This window comes from Streptomyces capoamus, assembly GCF_014654935.1.
Lineage (GTDB): Bacteria > Actinomycetota > Actinomycetes > Streptomycetales > Streptomycetaceae > Streptomyces > Streptomyces capoamus.
In genome coordinates this window covers 205,063-211,972 of sequence record NZ_BNBF01000011.1, presented here as the reverse complement: position 1 = coordinate 211,972, position 6,910 = coordinate 205,063, and the positions used below count along the sequence as shown (strand labels likewise).

Here is a 6,910-nt window from a genome sequence, read left to right as displayed (position 1 = left end):
CGGAACGCCGAAAGGTCGCATTAGTCAGCAGTTCGGGAACCTCGGCCAGCGTGAACGCTGAACCATCCGGCGCACTCGTGTGCGTCAGCGTCAGTAGGGAGTTGCGGAGGACGTCACTGGTCCGTGGTCCCCAACTGTCGTGCCACAAGCTAGCCATGATGTGCACGACGTGATCAACGACAAGCTCTCGCTGTGCCTCAGAGTGGAGCGCACCTAGAAGGTTGAATCCCATTGGCCGCTCAACGCTCGCTGGGTCGAGGATAACAACGTCCTCGGCCCGCTCTTCCGGTAGACGCGACAGGATGTCTTCGACTAGATCTGACTTAGGGTCGATCAGTGCCAGACCAGCACCCGCGGCGATGTCCTGCAATGCCATGTTGGCGATCAGGGTGGACTTGCCGACGCCAGTTGGCCCGAGCAGGTAGACATGCCGCAGTCGATCGCTTGTCCGCATGGCCAAGGGACGCTCAGACAAGCCAGCGTAATTACTAATCGCCAGTACCGTTCCGGCCGTTGGGATGCCAGGACTCGGCGCAAGTTGCCGAGCGGCAGCCATAGCCAGACCCGGCAGGGAAACACCGTTCAGCGGGAATCCCAGCAGTCCGGGCAGCTCTCGGCTGTTGAGCACGAGTGCCCAGCGCGTCAGTGGCAACGACCAGGATTGCAAACGGTCGCGCACCATGCCCGAGGTTAGCCAGCGACGTACGAGACGAACCCCCGCAGCATTGAGCGTGTGCAGGTTGCCCCAGGACCGTGAGAACAGGGCAAGTGCCTGTGCACGGCTTTCGGCGGTCACGCCCAGACGTACGGAGACGTTGAGGAGTGGCGCGTCTTGCTTGCGGCGTGCAGCTCGTACTGCTTCGGCGTCCTCTGGTACTTCGCCCTCAACCAAGTAGGTTGCCCATGAAGCGTTTGCCGACTGTGGCGAGGCACTGTGTACCGGGGCCGGAGTTCCGGCGGCGGTCATCAAGACCTGATACCGCACGACCTCTGACCCGTTAAGCGGCTGGAGACTGCCGAGTATCGCGCTACTGGCCATTTCGGCACGGCCGTCAAGGAGCGGGCGGCTGATGCTCGTCATGGTCAACTCAGCCGCCACGGTGGCAGGTGTCCGGGTACTCAAGTAGTCCGGTTCCTCTACCATGCGAACACCCGGCAGACCGGAGCGCATCAAGCCCAATAGTTTGCCGTGCATGTCCTTGGGGACGACGACGTAATGCCGGATGCCCGAACGGTCGGCCACTACCTCAAGCCCGATAGGCGGGTATGACAGGAGCGACCATTTCGGGGGTTGCGTGATGCCAGCGATGACCTCAAGCCAACGCGTCACATCCTCTGCGGTCAGATCGGCAGGCAAGCGAAGTTGGTAGGCAACAAGGTTCTTAGCCCAGTGTCGTGCATCAAGCTTGCGCATACCAAGAATCGCAGCAAAGCAGGCGATGCCCGCCGCGAGTACTGCTACGGCGAGCATCATCGAGTCTCCTCCATAGTGTCGTCTGTTTCGTTCTCTGTCTCGATCTCACGAGCTAGCTCTTTGATGAGTCCAAGCACGGCTTGCGTGAAGAGCGCTCCGTCTGCTTCCTTGGGCCGTCTCTCTCCGACCTTGAGTCGCCATTGTTGTTCCATAACCCTCCTTTCTGGGTGTCGCCCACCAGGCGACACCCCTACTTGTCCTTATGCCGAGCCGTGCACTGACCGTCAAGGCTTGCGAGTCTCAAACAGCCAGATTCACAGCGGTCGTTGTTGTTCATTTCACGGCAATCAGGACTTGCCGCCTCGCAACGTTCGAGCGAGCGCACCAGCCATGCGATACGAGACGTTGAGTTGCGCGCGCAGGGACTCGCGGGTAATCGGTCGCCCGTGGGCCTGGCGGTGCTTGGCGTCTGCCTCAGCCGCCGCACGAACCAACGCCGTTGACGGTTTGGCCGGCTCAGGTACCGCGCGGGTAGGCGCTACTGGCTCAGCGGTGTCCTGAGCGTGGAGTGAGGCCAGTAGCCACGGGCCAACCTCACTCCACCCAATGAGCAGCAGCGGTGCGACCGCATCGAAACAGGCACGGCCATACGCCCCGGAGATGATCGGGTAGGCCGTGTTCAGGGCCAACGTCACGAGTCCGCAGAAGGCCAAGAGCAAGCGCGGACCCAGGAGCCGCCCGGGGTCGGTGTGTGCTCGCAGATATTGCAGTGAGGCCAGTAGCGCCACCACAGACAGGTCAACGGCTGGAGCCACCAATGGCGCTATCCATATAGGGACACCGAGGCGGACACCCAAGCTCCAGCCGTTACCGAAGCCAAAGACGAACGACAGACCAGCGATGACGAACACGACGGCCGTCACGCTGCGACGAATCGTCACCGTCATACGGGTGTCTGCTTCGCTGATCGTCGCCATGTCTACCGCCGCCGTTTGAACAGCAGCACGCCGACAGCACCGACCACGAGCAGTGAGGCTGCGAACGGCACGAGGGGTGCCAGCAGCTCGTACGCCCAGCGGGCACCGAGGGCGATGACCAGGACGAGGGCGAGCCCGCTTAGCGCACGCCGTCCCCATCCCTCCGGGTTGGCGTTCACGAGGGTTGGTACTCCTCATGCGCTGTTGAGTTGGCGAACTCATCGAACGCCCGGAGCTGTGCCGTGAACACGAGCCGGCCGTACGCCTCCTGCTCTCGGATAGCGTCGTGCACCACCAGGAATGCGGACAGGTTCACAACGCGCACGTCGTTGAGAAGCCCGCGGATTGTTTTGAGACTCGCCGTATTCACTGGCGGCCCCGCAGAGCAATGCGCCGCATCTGCTCCTCGGCACGCCTACGCCGCTCGGAGATGTCGAAACGGCTCTGTGCTGCCTCCAGCCGGGGGAGGTTACGGCGGTCAGCCGCACGCGCCCAGAGCCAGAGTCGATCGAAGAGCACGCCCAGGGCGACGAGCCCGAGCACGATGAGCACGGTCATCCGCTCATCTCCGACCCGTACCGGCGCACCTGGTGAGCGATGCTCATCGCTGCCGTGTTGGCAATGAGGGCCAGGGCCTCGGCCGCGTCCGGGCACTGCTGCTCAAGCATCGCCTGTGTCTGCTTGAGATAGAGCACCTCACCCATCGCGTAGTCGGCTACCGCCGACAGCGCCCGCGTTGCTGCTTGCTCGATCTGCGCTCCCTCCGCCATGCCCATGAGGGTGTTGCGCGTCTGGCGCGACATGGGAGCCTGCCCCTGTCGCCGCATGAGTTCGCCCACGTGTGGGCTCCCTTCAATCGGTGCCGCCGTTGCCGGCGACGACTGAGCGGCACTGTCCGGGCGTCCCGTGGGGATGCGCTAGGTGAGAAAGTGGGTATTTTCTGGTTATGGAAAATTCACCCAAAAGGGATAGAGGGTCACAGAAGCGCTCACTCTGGTCTACGCATCGAGAGCTTGTCCATGAGATCGAGAACGTCCTTCAAAGCTATTCAAGAAAACCGCTAGACCCTGACTCCATTTATTGGGTGTATCTCTGGTGCCTGCCAAAAGTTGCGGCAGAGGTCAAGCCCGGAACTACGCTCGACGCCATCCTAAACAAAGTGGTGGGCGACGCGATTGATGCGACCTGCCCAGGAAACTCCGGCGACGCCATGAGAGCCGCCTTCGGATTCTACGGCGAGGGCGGTGTACTTGCTGCTCGCGCTATCCTTAATAAAGACATGGACTTTTGGGAGGCTCGCCGACTAGTCGATGGTGAGTACATCCCACGTATCGCCGCATGGCTATGTCAGGGGGCGGCTAACAGCTTTGCTGAGCGGCTACCTGATGTGACTGAGCTAGAGACAGCGTTGGACGATCTATGTATGAAGGGTCTGCCCCTTACTCGCGACAGGGTAACGCTGACACTCGTGGCTTTCCTGCCGCTAGCTGCTAACAGTTCGTCGTCAACACAGAACGCTATGGCCGCTGACCGCTTTCTGAAGGCTCAGCTTGAGGTATTCGAGATTGACGAACTGCGACAAGCGGCGCACGTGCTATTTGCACACGCTCCCGGTACCAAGGGGACTACGCTCAAACGACGCTATGAGGTCATGGCCGAGATATCTGAGGGCCGTTACGGAACCGAGCACGCTCGCCAAAAAATTCGTCCCCAGATAATCACGGCGCTCGCCTGGCAAATTTACCGGTTCAAGGCCGCAGATCTGGCCGGGGAAAACGAAGGAGCCCCCACCAACGGCGGAGGCTCCCCAGAGTGGCAGGCGTGGTCTACAGGTCGAACTCTGCGTCCCTGACGCCAGTTACGAACGCAGACCACTCGGCCGGCGTGAACAGCAGTATGGGTCCAGTCTTGTCCTTGCTGTCTCGGATGGCGCGGCCACCGTCAGAGAGCGGAGCAACCTCGACGCAGTTGTCTTGCTGCCCGCTGGCGGAGGACTTGACGAAGGGGCCAACGATGGCGGGGGTGGTCATGACTGCTTCCTCTGGTCTTGTCTGCCGCGCATGTCCTCGATGACGTCGTGGATGCGCGTGAGGGAATCGGCAGGGCTCAAGGCACTGGCACGAAGGTTGTCGAAGGCGTCCGAGAACGCTTCGAGCTGTCCAGGTTGGTCCATGAACAGCGTCCCGGTCAGGTTGGCAACGCACGCGATGCTTGGGTCTGTCGGGAAGTCGAAGAGCACGAACGAGCTCTGTACGCCCGCATGTGCACCTGCCTCGAACGGCAGGACTTGCAGCGTGATGTTGCTGCGCTCCGTGAGGCGGGCCATGTGGTGCAACTGGTCGAGCATGACGCCGTACCCACCGACCGCTTGCCGGATGGCACCCTCAGCGACGATCGCCCAGAGCTTCGGCGGGTGCTCGTCGTCAAGGATGGTCTGTCGCTCCTGGCGCACCTTGATGAGCGAGTCCACGTGGCCCGGGGGCAGTACGGCCGGCCCCGCCGTGATGATGGACTGCATGTACTCCGGCGTCTGCATGAGGCCCGGCACGATCATGCCCTCAAAGGTGCGGATGCTCGCCGCGGTGCCCTCAAGAGCGATGTAGTCGCGGTACTCCCGAGGTAGCGCATCCTCGTAGGCAATCCACCACCCCTGAGACTTGGCGTCCTTGGCGGCCTCGATGAACGCGGACACCTGGTCATCATCCGTGATGCCGTACAGCGCGAGCATGGCCTTGAGGTCGGTGCGCGCTACGCGTACCTCCCCCTTCTCGATGCGGCTGACCTTGGCTTGCGAGAAACCCAGCTCGTTGCCGACCTGTAGAGCGGTCAGCTGCGCCTTGTTGCGGAGTTGCCGCAGGTCAGAGCCAAGACGGCGGCTCCTGATCGTCTGCCCCATCACACCCCTCGATTCAGGTTGCTGCCAGTTTGCCCGCTCGCCATGCATGAGCGCCAGCAAGTCGATCTGCAAGTATGCAGAGCGAGTACTTGCAGAGCGGATATACGCACGCTACCTTGAGATCGCCGGTTACGAGTGGTCACCGCAGAGGGGCGACGCGTAACAACGCCTGTGGCGCGGGTCGTCGTTCTACCTGCCTGCGTCATGCACCGAAAGGTGAGCAGTGGTGCCGAACGACGTACAAACGTTCAGTTATCCATCCGTCGATGCATCTGTCTCAGATGCTCGAAAGGCAGTGCGGAAAGTCGTCAGTGGTTGGGGCCTCGCGAACGAACTTGCGGAAACCGCCGAACTGTTGACCAGCGAGCTTGTCACCAACGTCATCCTGCACGCGCAGGATAGCGCGACCTGCCGAGTGATCTGTGAGCTTTCAGAAACCTCGGTCAGGGTCACAGTGATCGACCACGGGCGCGGTATCCCGAGGATGCGCAGCAGTTCGGACACGGAGACGAACGGGCGCGGCTTGTTCCTGGTCAATTCTTTGGCTTACGACTGGGGCACTCGGCCGGTGCTGCGCGGCAAAGCGACGTTTTTCGTGCTGGCCATTCCCGAGTCAGCACCGGACACCGACGATATAGCCACCAGGGAGACCCATGAGCAAGGCACCGGGAACCACTCCGGGCTTGCGCGTACCACTCACCCCCGTGGACTCCGGCCTGTACCTTCTGGCCTTCGGACCTGGCGGCGAACGCCACGAGCTCATTACCAATGCACAACTGATGACGTTTGTCGTTGAGGCAGCCAAAGAGCTTGGCCTTGCACTTTCAGCGCCAACCCGCAAGCTGTAACCCCTCGCGGCAGTACCAAGCCCACGGCGACCATTCGGGCTAAGGGTCGCAAAAAAATTCCCCCGTATTCCTCTTGTGAGCAGCCATGCCCAAACACAGACGGAATAACCGTCACCAGGGGCAGTCACCCCCGCACGCTGTACCAGCGTGGGACGCCCCGCAAGCATTTTGGTGTGAACTCGTGGTCTATCGACCTGACAGACCCGACGTGTTCTATCTCCTCGGCTCTCGTGCAGCAGCGTCACCGCGGCTTGCCATGCGGTGGTTGCACTGGCGCGCTCTCTCGATGCTCTCTCAGTTATCCGAGATCAGCCATGCCCCCATCATTTCGTGGGCGGAGAGTCTGTATGCGTCTGAGCTTGGCATGAGCAGGCTAGCGGCCGGTGAGATTTACGCGTTCACGTGGTCGGACACTGACGAGTATGGAGAAACGTTGTGCTACCAGCTCACCAGTCGGCCGATGCGAGCAAGCCCGTTATTGGGGTCGTATCGGCTGACCGAGGAGCGGAAGCAACGAGCTGCAAGCCTCCGGCAGCAGATGACGCGTTGTGCGGCATGAGTGGCCTCTGCCCGCGCGGACCGCTCGGCGGCATAGACGTGCGTTTCCAGCAGGCGCCGGCCGAAGACGCGAGCCTGCCTCTACTAGACGAGCGCGAGCACGTAGAGACGCCGGGACAGGCTATGCGCTGGCTTCGCCGCCACGTTCGCGCTACAGCGCTTGCGATGGATGAGCCATCACACGGGCCGCTCACGACATGGCTCGATGACGAAGTGG

Annotated in this window: 8 protein-coding genes and 2 pseudogenes; 3 read left to right on the top strand and 7 right to left on the bottom strand. The window is 61.8% G+C overall.

Annotated features, from left to right (window positions below; genetic code table 11):
• From IE312_RS40890 to IE312_RS19455, 5 genes and pseudogenes are all read right to left on the bottom strand, one after another.
• Window positions 1-1,474, bottom strand: a pseudogene (locus IE312_RS40890) (type IV secretory system conjugative DNA transfer family protein); the annotation flags it as partial.
• Window positions 1,475-1,761: 287 nt separating this feature from the next.
• A complete protein-coding gene (locus tag IE312_RS19470) occupies window positions 1,762-2,391 on the bottom strand; it encodes a hypothetical protein (RefSeq protein ID WP_189983483.1) in 630 nt (209 codons plus the stop codon).
• Between the two features lie 2 nt (window positions 2,392-2,393).
• Window positions 2,394-2,570, bottom strand: coding sequence for a hypothetical protein (locus IE312_RS19465; protein WP_189983481.1), 177 nt, complete (start codon window positions 2,568-2,570; stop codon window positions 2,394-2,396).
• A 187-nt stretch (window positions 2,571-2,757) separates the two neighbouring features.
• Window positions 2,758-2,949 carry a hypothetical protein gene (locus IE312_RS19460; RefSeq protein ID WP_189983478.1) on the bottom strand — a complete coding sequence of 64 codons (192 nt, stop codon included), beginning with the start codon at window positions 2,947-2,949 and terminating at the stop codon, window positions 2,758-2,760.
• Complete coding sequence (locus IE312_RS19455) at window positions 2,946-3,230, bottom strand: hypothetical protein (RefSeq protein ID WP_189983476.1); 285 nt, start codon at window positions 3,228-3,230, stop codon at window positions 2,946-2,948. The genes IE312_RS19460 and IE312_RS19455 overlap by 4 nt, the downstream gene beginning before the upstream one ends.
• Before the next feature lie 107 nt (window positions 3,231-3,337).
• Here IE312_RS19455 and IE312_RS19450 point away from each other — a divergent pair, with 107 nt between their 5' ends.
• On the top strand, window positions 3,338-4,243 hold the full coding sequence (locus IE312_RS19450) for a hypothetical protein (RefSeq protein ID WP_189983474.1): 906 nt from the start codon (window positions 3,338-3,340) through the stop codon (window positions 4,241-4,243).
• On the opposite strand, the gene IE312_RS19445 is transcribed toward IE312_RS19450, so the two are convergent.
• Both IE312_RS19445 and IE312_RS19440 read right to left on the bottom strand, forming a co-directional pair.
• The gene (locus IE312_RS19445; RefSeq protein WP_189983471.1) at window positions 4,218-4,421 is read right to left on the bottom strand and encodes a DUF397 domain-containing protein; all 204 of its coding nucleotides are present in this window, start codon (window positions 4,419-4,421) and stop codon (window positions 4,218-4,220) included. The two genes, IE312_RS19450 and IE312_RS19445, sit on opposite strands and share 26 nt — an antisense overlap.
• The gene (locus IE312_RS19440; RefSeq protein WP_229900139.1) at window positions 4,418-5,359 is read right to left on the bottom strand and encodes a helix-turn-helix domain-containing protein; all 942 of its coding nucleotides are present in this window, start codon (window positions 5,357-5,359) and stop codon (window positions 4,418-4,420) included. Before IE312_RS19440 ends, IE312_RS19445 begins: the two co-directional genes overlap by 4 nt.
• Before the next feature lie 151 nt (window positions 5,360-5,510).
• On the opposite strand from IE312_RS19440, the pseudogene IE312_RS44165 reads away from it, so the two are divergent.
• Window positions 5,511-5,885, top strand: a pseudogene (locus IE312_RS44165) (ATP-binding protein); the annotation flags it as partial.
• Between the two features lie 55 nt (window positions 5,886-5,940).
• Window positions 5,941-6,135 carry a hypothetical protein gene (locus tag IE312_RS19435; RefSeq protein WP_189983469.1) on the top strand — a complete coding sequence of 65 codons (195 nt, stop codon included), beginning with the start codon at window positions 5,941-5,943 and terminating at the stop codon, window positions 6,133-6,135.
• Window positions 6,136-6,910 lie beyond the last annotated feature (775 nt).

Coding starts and splice junctions, on each gene's coding strand:
- IE312_RS19445 (WP_189983471.1), bottom strand. CDS start 4,421: ATGACCACCCCCGCCATCGTTGGCCCCTTCGTCAAGTCCTCCGCCAGC.
- IE312_RS19470 (WP_189983483.1), bottom strand. CDS start 2,391: ATGGCGACGATCAGCGAAGCAGACACCCGTATGACGGTGACGATTCGT.
- IE312_RS19460 (WP_189983478.1), bottom strand. CDS start 2,949: ATGACCGTGCTCATCGTGCTCGGGCTCGTCGCCCTGGGCGTGCTCTTC.
- IE312_RS19435 (WP_189983469.1), top strand. CDS start 5,941: ATGAGCAAGGCACCGGGAACCACTCCGGGCTTGCGCGTACCACTCACC.
- IE312_RS19450 (WP_189983474.1), top strand. CDS start 3,338: ATGGAAAATTCACCCAAAAGGGATAGAGGGTCACAGAAGCGCTCACTC.